Below are 24404 nucleotides of genomic sequence, written 5' to 3'. Positions count from 1 at the left end.
ATTCCCATCATCGAAATGCTTGCAGCCGTTCCTTGCACTGTGTCATCGCTTTCATGAGATGGCGCTCGACCATTGACGTCGAAATATCCAGCTTCTCTGCGATTTCGGCCTGGCTCAATCCACCAAACCGGTATAAGAGAAATACCTCGCGCCGGCGCGGAGGCATCTTCAGGATCGTCTGGTCCAATGCCCGGCGGAGTTGTTCTTTCTCCAGAACATGATCCGGCAGCGGGGTAGCGGAGGGAGCATCCTCCACCTCGGTCAAATCGATGAGATGCCGTGTCCGAATCGATTGTTTGCGTGCAGAGTCGACGGCCAGATTGCGGGCGATTCGATAGAGAAATGCTCTCGGTTGCCTGATCGCAGCAGGATCGTCGTGCGCCAAGGCGCGCGCAAAGGTTTCCTGCGCCATATCGGCCGCCTCGTGTGGACAGCGCAATCTCGCAGTCAGAAACCCCAGAAGCTCCCGGTAGTAGCGGGCATACTCTCCAAGAGTCCAGCCTGTTGTCTCAGGTGTCGCCATAGTCGATGGGGATGCCTCCGCAGACTGAGGAATACCCTGCGAATCATAGGGCGAGGACACGAAGACGGCCATGTTCAGACTCCAGGACAATTCAATTCACACCTCACTGGCAAAGCAGACGGATCAGGCGCAAAAAACCCAACCACCGAGCTGAAAATATATGAACCGGCTCTGAGAGCCTGAGCACAGGCGGAGGTAGAACGCCTCGATATCACGCGAGGTTACAATGATTCAGGTCAGCACAATTTTGCTCGAAAGCTATGGGGGAAAGGACTGTCGGAAAGAACATTCAGAATTTCGCGTCATCCGGAAAGAGACATACTGAATTTCGGAACCACGCGGTGTTCGCGGGGGCAGAATGGGGACATTCTCTTTTCGTCAGACAATTTTTACCTCACATAGGCTCATCTGCATGATGTTCAGCGTTGAAAGGAGAATGTTCCCGTTCTCCGCCTACGTCTTAGGAGGTGCTTCGCGAGGTTTCCCTTGCGGTGAATCGAACGGTTCTCTAGAATCAGAGCGTGCCTGAACTCAGCCGATTCTTTGGGATCATCATTCGCATGTATGTCGAAGTTCACACTGGGCATCACACACCGCACTTTCATGCCTATTATCAAGAGCATGTCGCCGTGTACGGGATCGAGCCGGTGGAACTGATAGCGGGTTCTCTCCCTCAACGCCAGCAGCGGCTCGTCGAGGCATGGGCCGAACTGCATCAGGAGGAACTGAAGATCGATTGGAACAGGCTACAAGGCGGACAGAAAGCCCTGCCTATTGCACCTCTCGCGTAAGAAGCTGCGCATGCACCACCCGATTCATCACGTTCAAGCCGTCGAGATTGTCGGACCCTATACCTTGCGTGTACAGTTTGAGGACCGGACGGAACAGGTAATTAATTTCCGGCCTGTGCTCGCCGGGGAGCTGCTCGGACCGCTGCGGAATGAAGAGATCTTCAATCAAGTCCGTATTGACCCCGAGGTACGCACACTCGTATGGCCAAACGGAGCCGATTTTGATCCGGCCACGCTGCACGACTGGCCTGCCCACCAAGCTGCGCTGGTACGTCGCGCGCGCGAGTGGGAGCGGGTTTCTGCCTAGAGGTTGACCGACTTCGGTTTTGCAGCCCGCCACCGTATTCTTCTGGTATCCCACGCCCCCAGAACATCGGCCTTACAGTGTTCCCAGTCGGCTTAAGACTCGACCTCGATCCAGCGGTCTCATACTCGCCTCAGAACCGCAGCCCACCGTGGCAGACTAATGCTCGACCCTTACGCTTGACATGCTTGCTAAACTCGGAGCATAGGTACGCCTGACGGTGAAGGTCCGCGCTACGGCATGACGCTGGAACCCGGCCGGAGAGTTTGACGCCCCCTCAATCATTCACGACCTTTCCCACGTTTGAACCCAAACCGATGCTCGCTCCGATTTTTTCGACTGCACCGGCGCGATCTCGCGCATAACAGTAAGCTGACTGCGATACTCGCCCTTCTGTGCTGCATCTCGAATCTTTCTGACACCTCGAAACCGCAGCCCATTGTGGCCAGCACAGTACGAGGGGCAGAATGGGGCATTCTCTTTTCGTCAGACAATTTTCACCTCACATAGGCTCATCTGCACGATGTTCAGCGATGTTCAGCGTTGAAAGGAGAATGTCCTCGTTTCCCGCCTTCAGGTTAACGGGATGCGATTCTTCTCACTTCACCAATAGCCGCCACTCCAAGCTTCGACTAGTCCACCTTGACCGAGAGTTCGACCCCTCCCTTATAAGGCCAGAGCATCGAGCGGAACCCATTGGAGGGATTGCGGATGTAATCGGTATACGCACGGTAGGCTCCGGGCAACTGCCCGACATTATCGGCCATCACAATGGCACCGGGCCGCAGTTGGGGAGCGACGATCTCGATGATGCCCCTGGCATATCTCGTCCAGCTATCCATGAGGAGAAAATCGCCCGGGCCACCGATATCCTTCAATGTCTCAAGCGCGTCGCCCTCTCTGATATCGACGAAATCCGCTAATCCGGCTTCGGCAAGATTGCCGCGGGCCGCTGCCACCTTCGTCGGCTCGATTTCCGTTCCAATGACGATCCCCCGCCTGCCAGACTGCGCATTGTCGCGTACCGCAGCCGCCAGATAAATCGTCGATACGCCGAATGATGTCCCGAATTCTACGACTCGTTGAGCATTCAACGAACGGCACAGGACATAGGCCAGCCGGCATTTGTCCGGATGCAGCGGAATCAGTTTGTCACGGAGAAAATCCCAATGGATGTCGGGCTTGCGCCGGGTCATCCACCGACGAATCATACCGGCCAGCCCATGCGCCGCGAGATATTTGAACTCACGGTCGCCCTGCGCCTGCAATTTCGCGAGGACCGCTTCGGCCCGTCCATCATGGAGCGGGTTGGGAATGACCTCGGGCATCGGCTAACGCTCCTGAAGCGACAGTTGCCGAAAGGCTTCTGCGAGCGCCAGATCGTCTGCGGACTGGCGTTTCTTCCACCAAAGAAACAGTCCGCTGAACAGTACGAGAATCGTAATCAGATCGAGGACCGCCCAGACGATCTTCAACGGCAGTCCTCCGTAATCCCCAAAGTGCAATGGTTGGGACACGCGCAACATCGTGAGATACCAGGGAAGGGAGCGGGCATCGCTGACCCGGGCCGTCTCGGCGTCGATGAGCAGCGGCGTGAGCAGTCTCGCCGTCAATGGAGTCTGGCCGCGCATGAATACCATGAAATGGTGCGGCGTCGAGAAGCGGCTGCCTGGAAATGCTACGAACCGGACGATCATATCAGGGGCGGCGGACTGTGCCGTCGCGACGATGTCATCCACCGGCTTCGTGACACCTGAAGCAGGCTTGTTTTTCCACGATAGAACCATATCGCGCAATTCGGTCCGCTGCCAATAACTGAGCAACGGAACCTCCAACGCATTGATGACGCCCGTGGCTCCCACGACCATGACCCACGAGACCGTCACGATCCCCAATAGGTTATGCAGGTCGAGCCACGTCAATCGACTGCTCCCATCCCTTCTGATTGCTCCAAACGGCAGCTTTCGCATGAACGGCCCATACACCACGATGCCGGAGACGACCGACAACAGAAATACGATCCCCATGAGCCCCAGGAAGAGCGTGCCCGGCAAGCCGGCCAGCATCTCGACATGCAATTTCAGGATGAAGTTGATTATGCCATCCTCGAGAGGACGGTCGTGCAAGAACTCGCCCGTGCGTGAATCGTACATGAATAACGCCGTGCCTCGCGGCGTGGCAGGGCTCGCCCCCATCGACACGAACCAAGCCGGTTGTTCGTCGTCGAGCGACAGGACATTCACCTGCTCGCCCGGACGTCTCGCTCGCGCATCCGCAAGCATCGTGTCCAGACTCATTGGCACGCTCGCCGTCACATGCTCGGGCGGCTCGACGGCTTCTCCCGACCAAACCGACAGTTCATCACGAAAGACAATCGGTAATCCGGTCAAGCAGAGGAGCAGAAGAAAGACGGTACAAATCAGACTGGTCCATTTATGAATGAAATACCATCGCTTCAGTGCAGAGACGGTGAGCATGGAGAACTTCCGGTCTAAAAAAATTCAAATTTGATCGATCCTAACACGCTGAGCGGAGCTCCCGGGAAACCAGCCGACCCTCGGGTTTGAAACCCTCCGTAGTAATAGTCCTGATTGAGGAGGTTCTGGAAGTTCAGTTGAGCCACCAGATTCGTGCGGTCGAAGATCTCGTTCTTGCGATAATACAAGGCCGCGTCGGTCCGCACATATCCCGGCAACTCGAAACTGTTGTTGATATCGCCGGCTCGTTCTCCCGCGATGAATACGCCGGCTCCAGTTCCGAATCCTTTGAGCGGTCCCTCGAGGAAATCGTACGTCGTCCAGAAGCTGGCTGTGTTGCGGGAAATCAGCGGTAACCGGTTCCCCACTTGAATGGTCGTGTCGGCGGTGACACGCGCATCCGTATATGCGTACGTGGCAATGACTTTCCACGCATCGGTGAGTTGGGCCGCCAAGTCGAGCTCCACACCTTGACTGCGTTGGCCGCCGGTCTGAATCTGCAGTAAGAAATTGGTGGGATCGACCGCCAGCACGTTCTTTTTGTCGATGCGGTACACCGCAATCGTGGAGGTTAAACGTCCGGGCACAATATCGGTTTTCATGCCCGCCTCGTACTGCGTGCCGGTCGTCGGCAAGTACAAGTTGGACACCGCGGCAAACGGGCCGAACGTCGGCTGAAACGAGCGCGTGACGTTCGCATAAAACGCTACGGCTGGAAGCGGCTGATACGTGACACCGATACGGGGGCTAAAGCCCCAGTTTTCGGCTTTCGTATCCCCTCCGGCGACCGTGCTGTGTTGGTAGAAGTAATCTCCTCGCGCGCCCGCGAGCACAAACAGATTATCCGTGAGCGCGATCTGGTCCTGCACGTAGCCGCCGACGGCATTCGCGAAGGACCGGGCAAATCTCGTCAGATTCAGCGGGGGCACCAGAAATTGGTTGTAGATCGGATTATAGATATTGATCGAGCCAAACGGCGCCTGCGCTCGATCCAGCGAGGAGCTCTGCCTGCCCAGTTCCACGCCGGTCAGAATTTCATGCTTGATGGAGCCGGTTGCCACCTTGCCGATGACGTCGTTGCGCCAATAGTAACTGGACGTATCCGCGAGTTGATCAAGCACGTTACGGGTGAGGGTCGTATTGTTGGCCTGGACTGCGATCGGGTTCGTGAAATGGCCGCTGATCGTACTTTCATCTATCCGGATCTGGCTCTCGATGCGCCAGGCATCGCTGAACCGGTGGTTCACACGCAGGCTGACACGTCCCTCCTCTACTCCTGAAGTATCAAACGGTTCTCCAAGAAAGCGGCTCCTCGGCAATGGGGCCACGCTCCGGCCGATCGCCGGCAACCCGGCATCGGAAGACATGCGGTCTCGGATGTACTCGCCTTCTATCGTCACCGACGTATTATTGCCCGCCTTCCAGAGAAAGACTGGCGAAACGAAGTAGCGCTGCCCGTGCACGAGGTCTCGAAAGCTCTCGGTATTTTCATAGGCGCCGTTGATGCGGTAGAGAAACTTCTTCCCTTCGTCGAGCGGACCCGTGGCGTCCAGCATCGTGCGATAGTAGTTATAGCTGCCGACGATCTGCTCGATCGAAGCATACCGATCCGCCTGCGGCTGCTTCGTCATGATATTGATGATGCCGCCCGGCTCGCTCCTGCCGTACAGGACCGACGCCGGCCCTTTGAGCACTTCGAGCCGCTGGATGTTCGCGACGTCGCGAAACGCGAACGCCTGCACGAAGTCGTCATTGCGCATGTTGTCCTTGAAGAAGGCGCAGGGAAATCCACGGCAAAACATCGTGTCGTTCGCCGCGCGTCCTTGCGCGGTATAACCGATGTTGACGCCGCTCACGTTGCGCAATGCCTGTTCCACCCTGATCGCGCGCTGATCGTCCATCACCTTCCGCGTCACGACTTCGATGGACTGGGGAACCTGGATAAGAGGCGTATCCGTCCTCGTCGCCGTACTCGCCTCTTCCGCGACATAGCTGTTGCTCTCATCACGGGCTCGAACCTCTTTGACGAGGATCTCGGGGACTTTGACAGGTTTTTCGGCACTCCCGTGCGGGGTTTTCATGGGCACGACCGCTGCCGGCAGGATCGTAAAGGTATTCGCGCCAGCCTGCTGCAACTGCAATCCTGTTCCCTGCAGCAGCTGTTGGAGCGCGGCCTCGTTACTGAACTGGCCGGTCACCCCCATCGTCTGCCTGCCTTCCAGGATTTCGGGATCGGCATTCACCGACACTCCCGCCTGCGTGGCATATTCGATCAATGCCTTGTTCAGCGGTTGAGGGCCAATGCTGAAAGCATGTTCTTGCGCGCCGGCACCCGTACTCCACAGCGCGGGGACCAATGCAATGCCTGTCATGATCAGCCAAGGCGCCCTGACACGTTTGATAAACCCAACGCACTGCTGTAGCACGGGACCTCCCTCCTTCAAAGACATCTTGATGGCCATATCCCATACGACACAGCAATCCGAGAAACCCTGACCTTGTTTCAGCGAGAAGCAGTAAAAATTAATGTGGACGCATCAGAAACAGGAGGAGATCACAGGATGCGCGAAACGTTCGTGTGTACGGGGGCTGCCAGGAATGAGGAGCTATGATTTGCCGTTCCGTCGGATATACCAACGCGCCGGCGCAGGATGGTCGACTTGGACGGGAAGGCTTGAGGAGAGGGCCGTGAGAGTCGTATCGATATCGGCAAACTGCACAACCGCCGTCAGCGGAATTTCGGCGGCCTCAGCATCTAATTGGATGGTGCCTGCATACTGGCGCTGAATGGCCGAAACAACATCCCGAAGCGGAGCATGGTCAAACACCAGGACTTTTCGAGTCCAAGATCCCACCGCTGCAGCCGTCACCTCCTTGACCTCATCAATGCCGGCTGCTGTCACGTCGGTACCCTGACCGGCTGAAAGCACGACGGTTGTCTTCGGCGTGCCCACGCGATCGACCTGGACGCGACCTCTCAATACCGCCACGGCCAGATGATCCGCTTCACGGGTCACCTGAAACGACGTCCCGATCACGCGAACCCTGCCGATGCCTGCTTCCACGGTGAACGGGCGGGACGAATCGGGGGTCACATCGAATATCGCTTCCCCTTGCTCGAGATGAGCCACGCGCCGGCCGCGGAAATACTTCACGCGCACGTGCGAACGCCCGTTGAGTTCGATGTTCGACCCGTCCGCTAACTGCATTGTCTTTCGTTCCGCCGCCTGTGTTTGCGCCGTCACCTCGAAGGTGGGCAGGAACCATGACGCGGTGAACCATCCGATGGTGACTAATGCGGCCAGCATGGCCGCCATGGCCGTCATCCACTTCCAACCGGTTGAACGGCTGAATGAACCCGTTGCCGTACGCTCCCCGTCGGCCTGAGGACCATAGACCACGGCCAGCGGTTCCATTCCTTCCCAATCGGCACGGCAACGGGCATAGGCGCGTGCATGTTCGGGGTCCGCAGCGAGCCATCGTTCGAATGCATGCCGATCATGCAAAGATTCGGAAGGGCGCTTCAACGCCATGAGCCAACGCACGGCCTCATCGTACACGTCCGGCGAACTCGTCGATCCGGTACGGCCCTTTTCAGGCGGATTCATAAAAAAGCCCCTTACCCCTTCGACACAATCCACGCGATCTCCCTCAGTCTGCCTGATCCCTGGCGTCGCGACAATACCGCATGGCCCGAATCACATGCTTTTCCACCATGCTGACGGAAATCCCAAGCTGCTCGGCGATCTCCGTTTGGCTCATGCTATGAAATCGATAGAGAATAAACACTTCCTTACAGCGTTCGGGCAGAGATTCAATCGCGTCCATGACTCGTCGAAGCTGGCGATTACCCTCCACGACCCGTTCCGGCGTGCGTTCATCCGACACCTCCGGCAGAGCCTCAGTCGAGTTGCTCACCGCGGACGGCGGTGCCACATCACGTCGTCTTGTTCCATGATTGATGGCCAAATTGGCAGCGATTCTAAAGAGATACGCGCGCGGGTCCTTAATGTCCGTAGCCGGTTGAGCGCCCATGAGTTTTAGAAACGCCTCCTGCATCATGTCGGACACGGCATGCGGACAGGTGATGCGGCGCGAGAGAAACCGCCTCAAATCGTCCCCGGCGGAATGAAACAATTGTTCGTAGTCCTGAGCAGCCATGATGAAGTGCGGCCGTTATGCAGAATGTACGCCGTCGAAAACGGAAACCTACCACGGCAGAGAAGTCGATGAACATGTTTCTTTTCCGGAAAATGGATAAAACCGGGCCTGAGACAGCTTGTCTTACGAGACAGATATTCCGGACCCCCTCGATAGGTGCGCCGGTTATCTCGAGCGGTAAGTCGTCAAAAGACTGCAGAACTTCCAAGGTTCTCTGAGGTCCGATACTTGCGTTGCTCCCCTTTGATCGGCATTCGAACACCTTCTTCCCAATACTTTTCACGCATCGACGGAGGAACTCACAATGGAAGTGGAACGGACAATACAACAGTGGTCGGTAGGTTCTACACGCATCAAATGGGGCGCCGTGTTTGCCGGATGGTCCGTCGGGCTGGCTACGCAAATGATGCTTACTCTCTTGGGTCTGGCGATCGGCGCATGGTCGATTGATCTGCGCGACCCCCAGGCGACCGATGGCATCCCAATGGGGACCGGAGTGTGGACCGGCATCTCCATGCTGATCTCAGCTTTCGTCGGCGGCTACGTCACGGCACGGGGATCAGGCAGTTACGTCAGAACCGACGGGCTCTATCATGGCATCGTCGTCTGGGGAGTGAATTGGCTCATATTCGCCTGGCTGACCACGACCGCGATGTCATACCTGGCAGGCGGACTGTTCAGTGCACTCGGCACAACCGTGCAGGCCATGTCACGCGGTGTGAGTGAAGCGACATCCGCCGCCATTTCCCAAACATCCGGCATAGCCATTTCGACCGACGAACTCAAGAAACAGGTCGAATCCGTCATGCAGGCCACGGGCAAGAAGGAGCTTCAACCCAGTGAAGTTCGGAAGGATGCGGACAAGGTACGAGCCGAAGCTCAGAGCGGTCAATCGCCGCAACAGATCACGGACGCCGCTCTCAGCGAACTCCAACAGAAATTAGCGGCATTGGACCGCAACGCGGCTGTCAATATCATGGTTAATAAGTTCGGTATGACGGAGCCGCAGGCGCGTCAGCTCGTACAAATGACCATCGGCATCGCCGGGCCGATCAAACAAAAAGCCGAAGAAATAAAACAGCAGTCCGCCGAGGTCGGAACCAAGGCGATCAATCGTGTCGGTACGATCGCCATTTGGCTGTTCGCATTGGCCTTGGTGACGCTTGGGCTGTCAGCCGCCGGCGGAATCGTGGGAACCTCCGAGGACGGGACAGTCGAAACACATGGGGCTTCCTACACCACGGACGTACGGCCGGGAGTCACGAGAACCGCGACCACATGAACTGCTGGTTTAGACGGATCGCGCAAGAAGAATCGATGGCCCCAGGCACTCACGCCTGGGGCCATATGCGATCTTCTATATTTTTCGGGGAGTCGGACGCGAGAGATGCCATCCGATGACGATGAGAGGTGCAGCCAGGGCCACCCAGGATAACGCGTCCCAGATTCCATCGCCCAGCAAAGCCGATATCAGTCCCACCGCACTGACGACGCCAAGGATAATTGGCATGCCCCAGATTTCGCGTGTTGAGAGAGTTGCACTCATTGCATCATCCTTCCTTTCGTCTTTTCGCACACTGCAAGACCGCCTGTGTTCACAAGCTGCTCAAATCTGCTCAGCCTGTTGTCCCTCCGGCAGCGCAACCGGCGCGAGGCGGTCCAGGGATTTCTCCTTCACCGGGTGCCCCAGACGCCAAGCCGTCCAGCCCAGCATTGCGCCTGCGGCCACGGCCGTAAGATCGAAACCCGCCACCACCCATTGTCCGTTCGGCACGCTCGCCAGCAGATGACTCCCGGCCGTCAGCGCATTGAGGACCGGCAGGAAACCCAACAGGAACGCTCCCGTGTACAATTGTTCTTTCCAGGCGGACATGGAGCCGGCTCGCGCGAAGCTGTGCACGCAGCACAGGACCCATACCAGGAAGAACCCGCGCAGTTCCCACAACTCGCGACGGTCGACTTCGACCGGTATGAGACGGTTCGCCCAGAAGAATGCGGCGGTCGCGACCAGCAACCCTGCCACGGCCGTCACATTCAGGACTTCAACCAGACGATAGCCCACTGCCTGTGCACGGCCGGCATGACGCTCCAGCCGCTTGATGACCCAGAGCACCAGCCCGGTCGCAATCATGGCGCTGGCCGCCAGCCCCATGAGGAAATACAGCCACCGCATGGGAGGCCCTCCGAACTGCACGAAATGCAGTCCGGACAGTACGGACTGGGTCAGGAAGGCCGGAGCATAGGTCGTTCTGACATTCAGCCGTTCGCCGGTGGTCCCGTCGAAACTCACACGATCGCTTACCAAGGCCAATCGATCGTCGAGCTGACGATAGACATCCACGATCGCATGACGATCCCCGGGATTCGACACGACGACTCTCCGCGTTTGCCCGCCCTGCCAAAACGATCTCCCCTCCTGCTCGAACTCGGTGAGAGAAACCAGAGGAGCTGCCTCATGGGCCGGTTTCCGGATGACGCGGGAATCCGTCTCTGCCTGAAACGCCTCGCGATTTCCTCCATACATGGCTTGCAATCCGGCCGGCATGTACACCGACCAGAAAATGACGAGCCCGGTGAAGGTAATCATTAAATGAAACGGGAGCACGAGGATGCTCGTGACGTTGTGGACGTCCAGCCATGCCCGATGCGCCGACGATCGAGGCCGGAATGTAAAAAAGTCCTTGAAGATCCGCCGATGGATGATCAACCCCGTCACCAAGGCCGCGAGCATGGCCATGGCCGCAGCCCCCACGATCCAGATGCCGGGCCGCTCCAGCAGCAGTTGGTAATGGAACCGAAAGAAGAAGTCGCCGCCGCGCGTCTCGCGCGACACAATCAGCTCGTCCGAGCGCGGATCCATGACGCGGTGAGACGTGACGCCGGCCTGCCGCCAATAGATGTCCGCTACGGGGGACCGCTCGCCTGGTAAATTGATCCACCAGAGCTCGGCCTTCGGAGCGAGACGGCTCAGATGCCGGGCCGCGGCGTCGAGATTCGGATGAGATGCGGTGACGGGATGGATCTCCGGCTGCATCCAATGGGTGATCTCTTTGTCGAACACGGCCAGCGTGCCGGTCAGGAAGATGGCGAACAACAGCCAGCCGAAGAGCAACCCGCTCCACGTATGCAGCCAATCCATCGACTGTGCGACGCTGTCTTTCATATCTACGGCTCAGGGAAGACAATCCTTCAGGCTCGATATATTTACCCTCTCTTCAAGACCGGTGGCAAGATATTGATCCGGCGTCTCTGATCTTTAATGAAGCCTTCTCAAAAAAAGACGAAAATCCGTGACACCCTGTAAAGGACCATCCTCCAGAGGCAGGCCTGGTATGATGGCATCGAGATGTGCCAGCAAGCCGGAAAATCAAGATTGAGCCCTTGTCCCAGCATAGCCGCAACGGTCTAACTCGGAAGGGACCCATCACGATTCCCCGACAAAGGATCGACAGTCCGCCTGGCTGCCGTCAGATCCGCCAACAGATCCTACATAATACCGGGTGATGGTAATTGCCCAGACACACAAGCTGTTTTTGAAGGGATTCGCCTTCTATAAAGCTCGTGCGGACAAGGGGGTACAGCCTGACCGACTGCGCGTCAATGACCATCATGCGTCAGCGAAGAATCATCCACGCCCTTACCACTGACCACGCACTTCGAGCAAGAAGGATTTGTTGCCCTCATGAGATAAGGACAAATTAAAAGGGTCTTTCATGGCCAACTCAGCCACTTCTCACTCCTTTGTTGGTGACCTACATTCGCCGCCGGTTGATCCAATTCTCTTAAGCGCTCACTCAGCCGCTCTATGAAGATCCGAACAGCTGCTAACAGAACTTTCCTAGCAGCAACCCTAAACGTTCAGAACCGCAGCCCCACCGTGGCAAGCACGGTACGAGGATCACCGAAAAAGAACCCTGTGGTGGTGTTGAACGCCTGTGCGACATAGCGTTGATCTAACAAATTGTGTAAATTCACGGCGACGTTTACTTGCTTTGCTCCCAGCCAATTGCCTGCCTGCATATCATGGTTGTAATACAGTGCTGCGTTGGCAATCACATAGCCGGGTACCTCCACTTGGTTTGCACCAAAAATTGCGGCATTCATTTTACCGTAGCCAATCACACCCCCTCCAAGACCGAATCCTGCCAATGGTCCTTCTTGGAAGTGATACGTGGACCAAAGCGTCGCTTTATTGTACGGGATCATCCCCAGACGCTTGTTCACCAGCGCTAGATCGTTGTCCTTCGTCACTTCCGCGTCGGTGTAACTATAACTGGCAATGACGTTCCATCCGGCGGCCAGGCTCGCCGTGACATCAAATTCGATTCCCTGACTCCGCTGCTCGCCGGTCTGGACTTGGAAGTTCTGGGCGGCCAGGGAAGGATCCGGGTCGGGTGTGAGGAGATTTTCCCTGGTTAAATGGTACCAAGCAAGGCTCGCGGACAGACGATTTTGTAGAAAGAAGGTCTTGATCCCGACTTCATATTGCGTGGAGCGCTGAGGCTCGAACAACGCGCCCCCAGGATTGAAGGCCCCTGGATCATTGGGCAAGAATCCCCGCATCCATGACGTATAGAGCGACACCGGCTCGATCGGCTGGTAAACCAGACCGAGTCGCGGACTGATGCCAGTGTCATCAGAGTTTTGTTCGGGGGGATTACTCGCATAGGGACCGTTCCGGCCCCACTGGTGGACATAGTCGAATCGAATCGCGCCGACGAACTTGAGGTTCGGCAACAGAGCTACCTGATCCTGGATATACGCCGCGGCAACCTTCTGAGCTTGGTCAAAGCGGTTGCTGCTGAAAAAGGGGGCGCTGTATGGATTGATACTGTAATTCGGTGCGAAGAGATCCAGATCCAGCGAAGGCCCTCTGCGTTGCGTGTTCTGTAAAGGGTTAAAGCGCTGTTCTCGAAGCTCAAACCCCGTCAATAACGTATGATCCATCTCTAACAGTCTGAAATGGCCAATAAGATTGGTTATCATATCGTGGTAATGCGAACGACTGAGACCTGTGTCGGAACCAGCCCAGAATCGTGTGATGGTCCGCTGGTCTGGAAGTAACCCAAGTGGACCACCGTTTATTTGATCAATCTCCTGAATCGAGTACCGATACGTATTCCGAATGGACCAATTGTTGTTGAATTGATGGCTCAAGTCATAACCAATCCGATAGACTGTGCGATCATTTCTCCCAAAATCGCCCATGCCGGTGAAAAGACTCCGAGGGAGTGGTCCGTTGATATTGGGCAGCACCGTTCCTTGCGCTGGAAGCCCGGTGATCCGTTGGGTCCACCGCCTGAAATACTCACCTTCTACGGTCAGCGTTGTTCGAGATCCCATCAGCCATGTGACGACTGGAGTAATGCCCACCACATCGCGATTGGCATAATCGATGAAACTGTCGGCCTTTTGACCAACGACTGTCAGCCGGTAGAGCAGCGTTTTATCGACATTGAGCGGGCCTGTCGCGTCAAGTTCAGATCGATAAAGATTGAAATTACCAAGAGTGACATTGGCGGAATACGCCGCGTCCGGAAGCGGTTTCCGAGTGACGATATTGATGATGCCGCCTGGATCTCCCAATCCGTACATCACTGACGATGGCCCTTTTAATACCTCCAGCCGCTGGATGTTATAGGGATCGGACGCCGTCTGTGCAGAGTTCGGATCGAACAGGCCGTTGCGCACGATATTGTTATTGTTCGCTGGAAATCCTCGAATAAACCACGCATCATTGACATCGGCGCTGTTTGACACCCCCGTAAAAATGCCGCTGACATTTTGCAGGGCGGTATCCAGTCTGATCGCGCGTTGTTCCTCTATCACCTTCCGCGTAATCACCTGGATCGACTGTGGCGTATCACGGATCGGCGTATCGGTCCGCATGGCTGTACTCGCCTCCTCCGCCACATAGGATTTCGTGTCATCATCGCGATGCTTCACGTCCTTCACGAGAATCTCGGGCACTTTGACCGGCTTGGTTTTTCCATTGGCGCTCAAGCCACCGTCGGCAGGATCAGCGGGAACCGCCGAACCCGGTCCGACCACGGCAGGAGCAGCGAGCGGAGCGGCTCCGGGCATCACTGTGATGGAACTGGCATCGGTCAACACATACACCAGGCCGCTTCCTGCAAGCAGGGCGCCCAGCGCAGATTCAGGTGTATGCGGTCCCGTTACCCCGGGCGAGTCTATGCCGGCGGTCTTGTCGGTGGGCACGCTGATCTGCCATCCCGTCCGTTCGGCAAATGCGTTCAATGCCGTGCCGAGAGACTGCGGCGGAATGTCGAACTCGACAGTCGATCCGCTCTTGACGACCGGCATGGCATCCTGAGCCAGCGTGATGGAAGCGCCGGTTCCACCCATGAAGAACACCATCGCCACAATCAAACCGGTACGCCGCATGACCTCCTCCTTGTCCGTTGCATGCCTGCGTAGACGGAAGGAGGCAGAAAATCCCTCACCTCGATCGGAAAATACTTTTGGCTTGGCGAATCCGGACGGCTCGCCCGGGTTGGTGCATCACTTGAGGAAGTCAGGCGATGAAGGGGTTCCAGGCGTTTAGTACATAAGAACGATTCGGTCGGCCAGCCCGACCACGTGCAGTGGGAATGTGTTCGAGAGGAGAGTGAGGATCTTGGAAGGCTCAGTCAGGTTGTACGTGCCGGTGACTTTCGTATCGCCGATACCGTGGTTCAAGAATATGATCGTGCCTGGATGGTACCGGCGCACTTCGTCGATCACTTGTGCCAACGGCACGCCGTTCACGACCAATCGTCCTTTGATCCAGGCTGATGCCGCCGACGCATCGACGGCCTGCGGTTGTCCAAGATGGCCGTCGGTCATCCGCACCTGGAATCCCCCGCCGACCCGTGCAGCGGCGTCGTGACCGGCCCGACTGCGGACTTCGACGATCCCTTCGACGACCGTGACCTGATCGCGATCGCGTTGCGCTCTCACGACGAACTCCGTTCCTACGGCGCGGGTCGAGGTGTCGTCGCTTTCGACGATAAAAGGCCGGTCCGGATCCTGCCGGATTTTGAAGAAAGCCTCGCCTTTCAGGAGCCGGATTTGCCGGGTTGACCCGTCAAAGGACATTGCAATGGCGGTTTGCGTGTTGAGCATCACGGTCGATTGATCAGGCAATTGTACAGTGCGCCGCTCCCCGGCAACCGTGTAATAGTCCGCCTGCATCCTGGTGAGGAAGTCCAATGGGACGACCGCTAGAACCAACAGCACGACGCCGGCTGCAACGGCCGCCGCCTGATACCTCCACGATCGCCGGAACGGATTTCTTTGAACGACGGCCTGGGGAGCATGAATCCGAGCCGCATGGGTGGCTGCCGCACCCAATTCAGGGTCGTCCCAGACTGCTGAGACTTGCTGAAAGGCGGTGGCGTGTGCGGGACTTTGGGCCTGCCAGGACTCGAAGGCTTTGCGGTCTTCCGATGACAGCCGGCTGTTTCGCAACCGGATGACCCAGGCGATGGCTTCGCTGCGGAGATCGGACTTTTCTCCGGATTCCGACACGGCCTCATGGGGACGAGAGGGTGGCTTCATCATGTCCTGCCGGTGCGAAGGATACGGATAGGAGGGATGTAGTATACCGTCTGACGATTTCACCGGCCAATCCCCTCACTCGTCATCATCGGACGCTTCGGCAGCCCTGCAAAATTGATCCAAGGCCCGCATGAGCAGTTTCTCGACTCCGCTTTCTGAAATCTTCATGCGCTCGGCGATCTCGGGATAGGTATAGCCATACACACGATAGAGCAGGAATGCTTCACGGGTCCTCGGCGGCAAATGCTCAGTCGATTGCAAAAAGCGCTGAAACCGTTGTTTTCCTTCCAGTGCCCGTTCTTGTGACGGCGCATGAGAGGGAATAGCCATTGCCGCATCCATCGAATCATCGACATGAAGACGGCTCTTGTCCTTCCGGACATGATCAATCGCCAGGTTCGTTGCAATGCGATGAAGCAGCGCGCGCGGCTGTTCGACGACTTGCTTCTCGGCAAGCCCCAGCAGTCTTAGATAGGTTTCCTGCACCAGGTCGGCTGCCGTATCCCGGGAATTGACCATCATCGCCAACCGCCTGGTCAACTCGTCCCGATACTGATGAAACAGGCTTTCGATCTGTGCGTAGGAGAGCGTCATGCATTTCTCCGCGGACTAGTCCTTCCGAGCGCGGCGACGCTACCATGTTTGTAGATGAGGAGGGAATGTCTATTTTCCGGAAAAACGAGATCGCGGGGGACTCTAGACACGGGCAGAGAGTTCAACTCCACCGTTATAAGCCACCCAGACAGAGCGGAATCCGCTTGCAGGAACGAACGGCACGCAGGCCAGCGGCATCGATCCGGATGAAGTGGGACGAGTTTGTCCTGCAGAAAATTCCAGGAATATCCGGGTCACGGCGAAGGAGAGACCTGGTCAGGAAATATCGTATGCCGTACGGAATAAAATGTTTGACCTCGAGACTTCCCTGAGCATGCAGCCGGGCAAGCACCGTTTTTGGCTTTGACATCACGAATGGGGTTTGAGGCGCCCCATCCATTCAGGACCTTCCTCCGGCCGCTAGTCCCCGATAGGCATCGGCAAAGATCACATCCTCGACAGTCTGCCGCCGTTTTTTCCACCACAAATAGAGGCCGCTGCCCAAGACGACGATGGTGATCACGTCCAAGCCGGCCCATAGGATCTTCAACGGCATGCCCCCGTAATCTCCAAAATGCAGCGGCTGGGAAACCAGCAATGCTGTCAGATACCACGGCAAATTTCTGCTGTCGCTCATCCGGCCCGTCTCCGCGTCCACCAGCATCGGTTTCAGCAGCCGCGCCGTCAACGGATCCTGGCCGCGCATGAACACCATGTAGTGATACGGACTCGCGAACGGTGTTCCCGGGAATGCGATGAAGCGAACGGCCATGTCCGGAGCTGCCGTTTCCGCAGCGCGCACCGCGTCATCCACTGGCCGTATCGTTGCCGGTGCGGGCTTGTCCTTCCACGGCGCCAGCATCCCGGCAATCTCGGTCATCTGCCAGTAACCCAGCAGCGGCCGGTCCAGTGTGTTGATGACTCCCGTCACGCCCACGACCAGCACCCACATCACCGTGACGATTCCGAGAAGATTGTGCAGGTCGAGCCATGCGAGCCTGGCGCTACGTTCCCGCCGCACCGCCCCGAACGGCAATTTCCTCATAAACGGCGCGTAGACCACAATGCCTGACACCACGGACGCGACGAGTAGGAGGCCCATTACACCGAGAAACAACGTTCCCGGAAGACCGGCCAGCATCTCGACGTGCAGTTTGAACAGAAAGTTCACCACCCCTTCGTCCGGAGGAATGGCGTGGAGGAAGGCCCCGGTGCGGGAGTCATACATGAACAGTGCGCTGTTATCCTGCGCCGTGGCAGTCTCTCCCATCGAGACAAACCAAGCCGGACCGTCATCATCGCGCGTAAGGAATTTGACGACGTCTGACGGCCGCTTCGCTTGTGCATCCTTGACCAATGCATCGAGCACGACGGGCGCCGTGTCCGTTACATACTCGGGGGGCTCGACCGACTCGCCGAGCCACAAGCGCACTTCGTCGCTGAACACGAGGGGCAGACCGGTGAGACAGAGCATCAACAAAAAGAGCGTGCTCACCAGGCTGGTCCACTTATGAATGGCGTACCAGCGCTTAAAGGAATCGATCGTCATACGGTCTATTCATACCTCAATAAAACTCCAACTTGATAGAGCCGAAAAAGGTGACCGGCGCGCCCCAATACGCCGCCGAGGTCTGGCTCTGTCCACCGCTATAGAAATAATTCTGATTTAAAAGATTCTGCACGTTCAGCTGTGCGATGAGATTGGTATGAGGAAAGATTTCCGGTTTACGGTAATAGACGGCAGCGTCGGCCCTCACATAGCCGGGCAACTCAAAGGTATTGGCCAAGTCTCCAGCCCGCTCGCCGACGGCAAACATACCGCCGCCGACACCAAATCCTTTCAGCGGGGCAACTTGGAAATCATAGGTCGTCCAGAGACTGCCAGTGTGCCGTGCGACCAGCGGAATCCGATTTCCAACTGCAATGGACGTATCGGCGGCGATTCGAGCGTCCGTGTATGCATATGTGGCGATGGCTCTCCATCCCTGCGCAAGTTGGGCCGTGACATCGAATTCGACTCCCTGGCTGCGCTGTGCGCCGGTCTGGACGAAGGAAAAGCCGGTCGGATCCGCCGGATTGACGGCCAGCACGTCTTTTTTCAGAATGCGATAGATCGCAAGGGTTGAGGTCAGGCGATCGGGCACGATCACGGTCTTGACCCCGGCTTCGTACTGCGTGGCGGTCGTCGGCTTAAATTGATTGTCGGCAACGGTAAATGGGCCGAAGTTCGGTTGGAACGAACGCGTGACGTTGGCATAGACGGATGCCTGGGGAATAGGCTGATAACTCACGCCGATTCGCGGGCTGAAGCCATAGTTTTCAGCCTTCGCCTCAGACCCCGGCAGGTCGGTATGTTGGTAGAAGTAGTCCCCGCGGGCGCCAATCAGCACCTGAAAATTATCAAGCACCGAAATCTGATCCTGCACATACCCGCCGAGGGCATTGGCAAAATTCCTGCTGACAGGGGTTTTCCCCGGATCCGGTCCGGGAGTCAGGCCATGGACAGGATTATAGATGCTGATGGTATCGAAAAACCCGAACCCTTGATCATACGAGGCATATTGCCGGCCTATCTCTACGCCGGTCAAGATTTCATGCTTGATCGATCCGGTCGACACTTTGCCGATGACGTCGTTGCGCCAATAGTAACTCTGAATCTTCGCCAGTTGGTTGAAAAAGAACCGCGCCATGTCCTGATTGCCTGGCAGCACGCTAAGCGCAAAGGTCCTGTACGCCGACGCTTTCGAGATATCCGCTCTCAGCCGGCTCTCGATGCGCCACTGATCGCTGAATCGATGCGTGAGGACCGCGCCTGCCCGACCCTCTTCGAACGCGAGCGTATCGAACGCCTCTCCATAAAACGTGCTCTTCGCCATGTTGACCGGCCGATCGCCGATGGCGGGAACACCGAAGTCCGGGGTGCGGCGATCCCTGATGTATTCCCCTTCGAATGTCAGCGTCGTATTGTTGCCTGCTTGCCACAAGAAGACCGGGGCGATGAAATAGCGTTGTCCGTGAACGAAGTCGCGGAAGCTTCCCGTATTCTCGTAGGCGCCGTTGACGCGAAAGAGCACCTTCTTGCCTTCATCGAGAGGCCCGGTCACATCGATCATCGTACGATAATAGTTGTAGCTGCCAAAGACCTGGTCGATCGAAGCGTAGCGGTCCGCCTGCGGCTGTTTGGTGATGATGTTGATGATCCCGCCCGGCTCGCTCCGCCCGTACAGGACCGAGGCCGGCCCCTTCAACACTTCAAGCCGCTGCATGTTGGAAACATCTCTATACGTCAACGCTTGGTTTTGATCTTCGTTCCGGAGATAATTCTTGAAATATCCGCACGGGAATCCACGGCAATACGCGACATCGGCTGCGATACCCGACTGCCCGACATCGCCAAGCGCCACGCCGCTGACGTTCCGGAGCGCCTGCTCCACACGAATGGCACGCTGGTCCTGCATGACTTTCTGCGTCACGACTTCGACGGATTGCGGCACTTGAAGCATGGGCGTATCCGTACGAGTCGCGGTGTTGGAATCCTCCGCCACGTAGTTATTGAAATCATCCCGCTCACGCACGTCTTTCACGACGATCTCCGGAACCTTGACCGGCTTCGATGCGGCTTCCGCCGCAACCGCGGCTCCGCCAAGCGCTGCGCCGGCTGGAATCCTACGCTGAATCGTCACCGTCTTCGAATCGGTGAACGTGTGCTGAAGCCCTGTCCCGTCCAATAATTGCTGCATCGCTTCGTCGGGGGTGACCGTACCGACCACACCCTTCGTAGTTTTTCCGGCGACGAGATCCGATGCATACAACACTTGGATATTCGCCTGCGCAGCCAATGCCGATAACCCTCCCGACAGGTCCTGTGGCGGGATGTCCAACTTGACGGCCTCGGTTTGCGCATAGACGGCAGGACCAAAGAGTATGCCGGCAACCGCCAACGCTATGACACATGATCCGATTCTCAACGGCCACGGTATCATCATGGAAAGTCCCTTCTATCGTTAAGCGGTCCGCGTCTCGACACAACAGAGCCCACGACCGCGTGCAGCGGGCATGGGCTCTGGACGCAAGTTCCGTTGGCCTCGTGTACGATGCGTTGTTAGGACGGGACCTACCGATGTTGATCGGGATTGAGATCGGGAGGTGTACCTTGAATGGCCGTGTGGTGAATGGTGATGAAGCGGGCGCAGCGAGCGCACTTGATGACCAGATTGCCGCCTTGCCAGCGCGCGATCAGTTTCCCACACTGGCACCGCAGATCCGAAGAGGCCATGTTTGTGCGCATTTCGCTCACCTTATCTCCGGCGCTCCGCCGCATGCGAGGCGAAGCACCCCTCCACACGAGTGTCGATCTGAACCCGTCCATGGTGCGTGTGACGCATGAGCGGGAACAAACCTGATGCACGGTAGAAAAAATTCTACCGACTAAGGTCTCCGCAGATAACAGCACACCCCTGGCAGCTCTCTCTGGGTAGAGAGAAGCCGCCACTGCGGCTCAAGACTGACTGACTGATGTCTCGCCGATGACCCCGGCGAGAGGGACTACTTGAACGTGAGCTTCTTCAATTCGGCTGCAGGAAGTTCAACCTCGCCGAAATCAGACTGGCCCTTGAAGCTTCCCGCGATGGCGAGGACGAATTCCCCCGTCTTCCCATCGTTGAGTGTAATGGTCACGTGGGGAGGGGCTCCGTTCCCTGACGGCTTGAGATCGATGTGCTTGATCCCCTCGAACTTGATCTTGACCGTCGCAGTACCTCGCTTGACGGGCACTTCCCGAAGTTCGTGCGGAACGAATGCCGTTTCACTGATCTTCTCTTCCCAATAGAAAATAACGTTCTTCACATCGGTATCGACGCCTTTGGTATCGGTGGCGACGGCATGGAAGACTTTGTCGGACTTCTCCGCCCATGCGGGGCTGCCGAGCAGGCACACCATCGTCATGGCAAAGACGGTCGAAGAGATCAATGTCGTGGTACGCATGATCGTCTGGCGATTCATACCTTTTCTCCTTTTTGGTTCACAGGCTGAGGTTATCGGTCTCGTAATTGACGACCATCGGTTATCCATCCGGTTACCCATCCAACCGATAGCTGATCGGAACGAGAATCGTCATCTGCTTGGCGCCAAGCGGATGCGGCAGCTTCAGCGGCGACAGCTTCTGCATGACGGCAAGCGCCTCTTGATCGAGCACGGACCGTCCGGAACTTTCCGCGATTCGAACCCCCAGAACCGTTCCATCCTCTCGAATCACCGCTTGGATCACGACCTTGCCTTCCCAATGATTGGACTTGGCGATGGTCGGATATCGTTTGAGCTGCTCGATGCGTCCATACAACAGGCTCCTCAGCCAGCCATAATCGGCCTGCGTCTGACGAACGTGCACCTGGCGATGTTCTACGGAACGATGTTCGATTGCCGGAGCGGATTTTTCTACCACTGCCGGCGCATCCATGACCGGCGGGGCATTGTGCTCCACCACTTCAGGACGTTTGGCATGCGGCGTTGATTCGACCGTCGTAGGTTGAGACCGTTCGACGAACTCAGAAACCGTGGGTGCCGGGCTTGTCTGTTCAATGATGGGAGTTTCCTGAGTGGGCGTCACGGTCTGAGCCACGAGGGGACGGCTTTCCTGCCTGGTTTCAGTGACCTGCTGGGGAACTCGTTCCGTGACGGTCTCAACGGGCATGACAACGTCTTGCGTCATTTGTTCGATGGGTTGAACGGTTTCCACGGGAGTGGGAGCGACGGTTTGTTGCTGCACCGGCACGACCGGTTTTTCCACTGGACGCGGCTCGACGACTTTCTGAACGGGCTTGGCTTGCGGGGGCGGAGGAGGAGTGGGTTGCACCGGTGTCGGTTCGACCGGGGCCGGGGGTTCTATCATGGCCACTTCCCAATTAAACGGCTTGGGGATCGTCGGCTTATCGATCTCGGCCATGATAAAAATCGCGCACCAAATCCCGAGTGCATGGCAAAGCAACGAGACGCCCCAACCGTGGGCATGATGCGGTCCGGTCCCGTTCGTGAATCGATTGAATTCTATGGCGGTCATGATCGAACCACCTCCAGACTGACCTGCCGGAATCCCAGGCCCCTTACTTCATCGACCACTCCCACAAAACGCTCCAGTATCGTTATCCGGTCAGCCCTGACGACCACAACGGATTCGCGCGGGTGCGGATTCAGCACGGCCTTTAATCCATCTTCAACAATAGGTTGATCGTTGAGAAAAAGATGGCCATCGGAGGTGAGAGTGATGACGAGTGGAACGTCTTTGTGATCGCTGGCTTCCTTGGCCTTTGCCAGTTCGACAGGAACCTGACCGGTGGAAATGAACGTGGCCGTGGTCAGGACAATGACCAGCAACACCAGCATCACGTCAACCAACGGGATGACGTTGATCTCGTTCAGCTCACGCTCCATGCTGAACCTTATAGAGCGTGAGCAATTCCATCACTCGTCGGCGGAGGATATTATTCAACACCACGCAGGGAATCGCAACGAGCAATCCCACCGCGGTCGCCTTGAGAGCCAGGCTGAGGCCGACCATGATCGTACTGACAGCCATCGTCCCGGAGGTCCCCATAGTATGAAAGGTCAGCATGATACCGAGCACTGTCCCCAATAATCCAATGTAGGGAGCATTGGCCGCGACCGTGCCAATAATGACCAGCCGCCTGGTCAAGGCAATTTCCAAGGTCTGAATGTTGGGGAATTCCGTCGGAGACACCCGCCGATAATAGAGCCAGCGTTCGATCGCCACAGCCAGCGCCCATAGGCTCAGGACGATTAGCAGTCCGATCACCCCGTAATCCACTAAATGTTTTAACGAATCCACGGCAACTTCACCTTTCGAGATGACAAAGGGACGCTAGGCCGTCCCGGCATCTCATTTTTATGAGACGAATGAGACAGGAAATCCCTCACCGTTCGTGAGGAGAATTCTTCCGCCCCTCCAAAATGAATAAACCCTTACCGGCTTGAACGACTGTAACGGGCACGACACTTTCAAGAGCCTTGAAGAACCCCAGCCGCTCGTTTATCCCAAATACTCCGCTGACTTTGAGGTCTGCGAGTTTCGGATCGAGGATGCGAACCTCCCCTTCGTGATACCGACTGAATTCCCGGACGACCTCCCCGAGGGAGCGGTCCTCGAACGACACCTTGCCTTTTGTCCACGCCGTTGCGACAGAACCGGACATTTCCCCGACCGGGGACAGAGGGTCCCCTCGGTCATACGATACTTGTTCCCCGGCAGTCAACAGTCGCCAACCAGGCCCTTTCCCGTCCTTGTCACCCTGGACTTCGACCGCCCCCTCAATGACCGCGACCGTCACATTGTCCGCATCTCGGCGAACAGCAAACTTGGTCCCCACATCGCGGATGACACGAAGACCCGCCTGCACTTCAAATGGGCGGTCCCGTTCGTGGGATACCGTAAAGAGAGCCTCTCCTCGATGCAGAATAAGAGATCTCCGGCTGCGGGATAGTTCCGCATCGACGATGGTATCGGTATTGAGCATCACCGAGGATCCGTCGGCAAGCGTGATGGTCCGCTGCTCTCCCTTGGCCGTCCGGAACGAGGCGGTCTCCGGTTGCATGAAATACCATCCGCCCATGATGACCAATCCGAGACAAGCAGCGACTGCCGATATCCAGGCGGTTCTCCGTCCAAATCGGCGCCCCGCCCGCTCTCGATCTGAATGCTCGCGACAGCTTGCGATGCGAACGAGTTCCTCTGCGAAAAGAGGCCTGGTCGCGTCCAGGTCTGCCCATAGCCCCGAAAGCTTGTCAAATTCCCGCTTACGTCCAATATCGACCGCGAGCCACGATTGAAAACGCGTTCGCTCAGCCTGCGTCGCATCGCCCGACTTCAAACGGGCAAACCATTCGAGAGCCTCTTCGGCTGCAGAATTCTGATGACTGGAATTCGTGGGTAGTGAGGTCATGCGCATCTACCGGCAATCCGCAGTTCGTCCGTCCTCGTCAGT

At 57.1% G+C, this 24404-nt stretch carries 22 protein-coding genes; 3 read left to right on the top strand and 19 right to left on the bottom strand.

Annotation, left to right across the window (positions count from 1 at the left end):
- Positions 1-7: 7 nt before the first annotated feature.
- Positions 8-595, bottom strand: a complete 588-nt coding sequence (locus tag W02_RS18120) for an RNA polymerase sigma factor (RefSeq protein ID WP_173050279.1) — start codon at positions 593-595, stop codon at positions 8-10.
- 449 nt (positions 596-1044) lie between these two features.
- Between W02_RS18120 and W02_RS18115 the strand changes: the two genes are divergently transcribed.
- The gene (locus W02_RS18115; RefSeq protein WP_197742061.1) at positions 1045-1314 is read left to right on the top strand and encodes a DUF4160 domain-containing protein; all 270 of its coding nucleotides are present in this window, start codon (positions 1045-1047) and stop codon (positions 1312-1314) included.
- Positions 1315-1324: 10 nt separating this feature from the next.
- Positions 1325-1621, top strand: coding sequence for a DUF2442 domain-containing protein (locus W02_RS18110; protein WP_173050277.1), 297 nt, complete (start codon positions 1325-1327; stop codon positions 1619-1621).
- Positions 1622-2250: 629 nt separating this feature from the next.
- Here W02_RS18110 and W02_RS18105 read toward each other — a convergent pair.
- The 5 genes from W02_RS18105 to W02_RS18085 form a co-directional block, all read right to left on the bottom strand.
- The gene (locus W02_RS18105) at positions 2251-2946 is read right to left on the bottom strand and encodes an O-methyltransferase (protein WP_173050275.1); all 696 of its coding nucleotides are present in this window, start codon (positions 2944-2946) and stop codon (positions 2251-2253) included.
- 3 nt (positions 2947-2949) lie between these two features.
- A complete protein-coding gene (locus tag W02_RS18100) occupies positions 2950-4095 on the bottom strand; it encodes a PepSY domain-containing protein (protein WP_173050273.1) in 1146 nt (381 codons plus the stop codon).
- A gap of 14 nt (positions 4096-4109) precedes the next feature.
- On the bottom strand, positions 4110-6521 hold the full coding sequence (locus W02_RS18095) for a TonB-dependent receptor (RefSeq protein WP_173050271.1): 2412 nt from the start codon (positions 6519-6521) through the stop codon (positions 4110-4112).
- 180 nt (positions 6522-6701) lie between these two features.
- The gene (locus W02_RS18090; RefSeq protein ID WP_173050269.1) at positions 6702-7703 is read right to left on the bottom strand and encodes a FecR domain-containing protein; all 1002 of its coding nucleotides are present in this window, start codon (positions 7701-7703) and stop codon (positions 6702-6704) included.
- A gap of 43 nt (positions 7704-7746) precedes the next feature.
- Positions 7747-8256 carry an RNA polymerase sigma factor gene (locus tag W02_RS18085; RefSeq protein ID WP_173050267.1) on the bottom strand — a complete coding sequence of 170 codons (510 nt, stop codon included), beginning with the start codon at positions 8254-8256 and terminating at the stop codon, positions 7747-7749.
- 304 nt (positions 8257-8560) lie between these two features.
- Between W02_RS18085 and W02_RS18080 the strand changes: the two genes are divergently transcribed.
- Positions 8561-9538, top strand: a complete 978-nt coding sequence (locus W02_RS18080) for a hypothetical protein (RefSeq protein WP_173050265.1) — start codon at positions 8561-8563, stop codon at positions 9536-9538.
- 75 nt (positions 9539-9613) lie between these two features.
- Here W02_RS18080 and W02_RS18075 read toward each other — a convergent pair whose 3' ends face one another.
- The 13 genes from W02_RS18075 to W02_RS18015 all read right to left on the bottom strand — a co-directional run bounded on the left by W02_RS18075 (position 9614) and on the right by W02_RS18015 (position 24368).
- Positions 9614-9802, bottom strand: coding sequence for a hypothetical protein (locus tag W02_RS18075; protein ID WP_173050262.1), 189 nt, complete (start codon positions 9800-9802; stop codon positions 9614-9616).
- Positions 9803-9862: 60 nt separating this feature from the next.
- A complete protein-coding gene (locus W02_RS18070; protein ID WP_173050260.1) occupies positions 9863-11419 on the bottom strand; it encodes a PepSY domain-containing protein in 1557 nt (518 codons plus the stop codon).
- Between the two features lie 695 nt (positions 11420-12114).
- Positions 12115-14661: a TonB-dependent receptor gene (locus W02_RS18065; RefSeq protein ID WP_173050258.1), complete on the bottom strand. Its 2547-nt coding sequence runs from the start codon at positions 14659-14661 to the stop codon at positions 12115-12117.
- A 156-nt stretch (positions 14662-14817) separates the two neighbouring features.
- Positions 14818-15879 carry a FecR family protein gene (locus tag W02_RS18060; protein WP_173050256.1) on the bottom strand — a complete coding sequence of 354 codons (1062 nt, stop codon included), beginning with the start codon at positions 15877-15879 and terminating at the stop codon, positions 14818-14820.
- 12 nt (positions 15880-15891) lie between these two features.
- Positions 15892-16410 (bottom strand): RNA polymerase sigma factor, encoded by a 519-nt coding sequence (locus W02_RS18055; protein ID WP_173050254.1) that lies wholly within the window; start codon positions 16408-16410, stop codon positions 15892-15894.
- Positions 16411-16810: 400 nt separating this feature from the next.
- Positions 16811-17959: a PepSY domain-containing protein gene (locus W02_RS18050; protein ID WP_173050252.1), complete on the bottom strand. Its 1149-nt coding sequence runs from the start codon at positions 17957-17959 to the stop codon at positions 16811-16813.
- Positions 17960-17975: 16 nt separating this feature from the next.
- Positions 17976-20396, bottom strand: a complete 2421-nt coding sequence (locus W02_RS18045) for a TonB-dependent receptor (RefSeq protein ID WP_173050250.1) — start codon at positions 20394-20396, stop codon at positions 17976-17978.
- Positions 20397-20524: 128 nt separating this feature from the next.
- Positions 20525-20707 (bottom strand): hypothetical protein, encoded by a 183-nt coding sequence (locus tag W02_RS18040; protein ID WP_173050248.1) that lies wholly within the window; start codon positions 20705-20707, stop codon positions 20525-20527.
- A gap of 248 nt (positions 20708-20955) precedes the next feature.
- Positions 20956-21411 (bottom strand): hypothetical protein, encoded by a 456-nt coding sequence (locus tag W02_RS18035; RefSeq protein ID WP_173050246.1) that lies wholly within the window; start codon positions 21409-21411, stop codon positions 20956-20958.
- A 73-nt stretch (positions 21412-21484) separates the two neighbouring features.
- Positions 21485-22465, bottom strand: coding sequence for an energy transducer TonB (locus W02_RS18030; protein WP_173050244.1), 981 nt, complete (start codon positions 22463-22465; stop codon positions 21485-21487).
- A complete protein-coding gene (locus tag W02_RS18025) occupies positions 22462-22836 on the bottom strand; it encodes a biopolymer transporter ExbD (protein WP_173050242.1) in 375 nt (124 codons plus the stop codon). The genes W02_RS18030 and W02_RS18025 overlap by 4 nt, the downstream gene beginning before the upstream one ends.
- On the bottom strand, positions 22826-23251 hold the full coding sequence (exbB, locus tag W02_RS18020; RefSeq protein ID WP_173050240.1) for a TonB-system energizer ExbB: 426 nt from the start codon (positions 23249-23251) through the stop codon (positions 22826-22828). Before exbB ends, W02_RS18025 begins: the two co-directional genes overlap by 11 nt.
- An 85-nt stretch (positions 23252-23336) precedes the next feature.
- A complete protein-coding gene (locus tag W02_RS18015; protein ID WP_173050238.1) occupies positions 23337-24368 on the bottom strand; it encodes a FecR family protein in 1032 nt (343 codons plus the stop codon).
- Between the last annotated feature and the right edge of the window lie 36 nt (positions 24369-24404).

The organism is Nitrospira sp. KM1 (assembly GCF_011405515.1).
Lineage (GTDB): Bacteria > Nitrospirota > Nitrospiria > Nitrospirales > Nitrospiraceae > Nitrospira_C.
This window is presented reverse-complemented; position numbering and strand designations above follow the sequence as displayed.

What these genes read in the sequence shown, in the direction of transcription:
- W02_RS18100 (WP_173050273.1), bottom strand. Translation starts at nt 4,095, where the DNA reads ATGCTCACCGTCTCTGCACTGAAGCGATGGTATTTCATTCATAAATGG.
- W02_RS18075 (WP_173050262.1), bottom strand. Translation starts at nt 9,802, where the DNA reads ATGAGTGCAACTCTCTCAACACGCGAAATCTGGGGCATGCCAATTATC.
- W02_RS18105 (WP_173050275.1), bottom strand. Translation starts at nt 2,946, where the DNA reads ATGCCCGAGGTCATTCCCAACCCGCTCCATGATGGACGGGCCGAAGCG.
- W02_RS18050 (WP_173050252.1), bottom strand. Translation starts at nt 17,959, where the DNA reads ATGACGATCGATTCCTTTAAGCGCTGGTACGCCATTCATAAGTGGACC.
- W02_RS18110 (WP_173050277.1), top strand. Translation starts at nt 1,325, where the DNA reads ATGCACCACCCGATTCATCACGTTCAAGCCGTCGAGATTGTCGGACCC.
- W02_RS18070 (WP_173050260.1), bottom strand. Translation starts at nt 11,419, where the DNA reads ATGAAAGACAGCGTCGCACAGTCGATGGATTGGCTGCATACGTGGAGC.
- W02_RS18090 (WP_173050269.1), bottom strand. Translation starts at nt 7,703, where the DNA reads ATGAATCCGCCTGAAAAGGGCCGTACCGGATCGACGAGTTCGCCGGAC.
- W02_RS18085 (WP_173050267.1), bottom strand. Translation starts at nt 8,256, where the DNA reads ATGGCTGCTCAGGACTACGAACAATTGTTTCATTCCGCCGGGGACGAT.
- W02_RS18025 (WP_173050242.1), bottom strand. Translation starts at nt 22,836, where the DNA reads ATGGAGCGTGAGCTGAACGAGATCAACGTCATCCCGTTGGTTGACGTG.
- W02_RS18030 (WP_173050244.1), bottom strand. Translation starts at nt 22,465, where the DNA reads ATGACCGCCATAGAATTCAATCGATTCACGAACGGGACCGGACCGCAT.
- W02_RS18045 (WP_173050250.1), bottom strand. Translation starts at nt 20,396, where the DNA reads ATGATGATACCGTGGCCGTTGAGAATCGGATCATGTGTCATAGCGTTG.
- W02_RS18035 (WP_173050246.1), bottom strand. Translation starts at nt 21,411, where the DNA reads ATGAATCGCCAGACGATCATGCGTACCACGACATTGATCTCTTCGACC.
- W02_RS18065 (WP_173050258.1), bottom strand. Translation starts at nt 14,661, where the DNA reads ATGCGGCGTACCGGTTTGATTGTGGCGATGGTGTTCTTCATGGGTGGA.
- W02_RS18120 (WP_173050279.1), bottom strand. Translation starts at nt 595, where the DNA reads ATGGCCGTCTTCGTGTCCTCGCCCTATGATTCGCAGGGTATTCCTCAG.
- W02_RS18015 (WP_173050238.1), bottom strand. Translation starts at nt 24,368, where the DNA reads ATGCGCATGACCTCACTACCCACGAATTCCAGTCATCAGAATTCTGCA.
- W02_RS18080 (WP_173050265.1), top strand. Translation starts at nt 8,561, where the DNA reads ATGGAAGTGGAACGGACAATACAACAGTGGTCGGTAGGTTCTACACGC.
- W02_RS18055 (WP_173050254.1), bottom strand. Translation starts at nt 16,410, where the DNA reads ATGACGCTCTCCTACGCACAGATCGAAAGCCTGTTTCATCAGTATCGG.